Raw genomic sequence first — 652 nt, 5'->3', positions numbered from 1 at the left:
GGGTCACGAGACCGTTAAAGAGTTCGTTGCCGTTACCATCAGTGATGATCAGCGTGTCACCGATGTTGGTGCCMGCGGCTAAGGTCACGGTGGCGGTGACGGTGCCATCCGCGCCAATTTCATCGCTGCTGTAAATACCGTCATCACCCATGCCTTCAAACTCAACGTTTGGAGTAGGTGCATCAGTGTTATCAACGTCTTGGTTGTCAGTGGCGATAGCCGATGGGTTACCGGCRGCATCAATGACTTGTGCATCAACATTGACCTGGGTATCGCCTGCAGCGACAGGGACTTCCACGGCTTGACCATTATCAAGCATCGCTTGGGTCACGAGACCGTTAAAGAGTTCGTTGCCGTTACCATCAGTGATGATCAGCGTGTCACCAATTGCGGTGCCSGCGGCTAAGGTCACGGTGGCGGTGACGGTGCCATCCGCGCCAATTTCATCGCTGCTGTAAATACCGTCATCACCCATGCCTTCAAACTCAACGTTTGGAGTAGGTGCATCAGTGTTATCAACGTCTTGCTTATCAGTGGCGATAGCCGATGGGTTACCGGCAGCATCAATGACTTGTGCATCAACATTGACCTGGGTATCGCCTGCAGCGACAGGGACTTCCACGGCTTGACCAGTATCAAGCATCGCTTGGGT

1 protein-coding gene is annotated in these 652 nt (G+C 53.5%); it reads right to left on the bottom strand.

What is annotated here, in order from left to right; genetic code table 11:
* Nucleotides 1-652 (bottom strand): hypothetical protein (locus BM739_RS20325; protein ID WP_217697861.1); only part of this gene is annotated, 652 nt, incomplete at both ends.

The organism is Shewanella sp. UCD-KL21 (assembly GCF_001957135.1).
GTDB lineage: Bacteria > Pseudomonadota > Gammaproteobacteria > Enterobacterales > Shewanellaceae > Shewanella.
The sequence above is the reverse complement of the archived record's forward strand: the minus strand, read 5'-3'. Positions and strand labels throughout refer to the sequence as shown.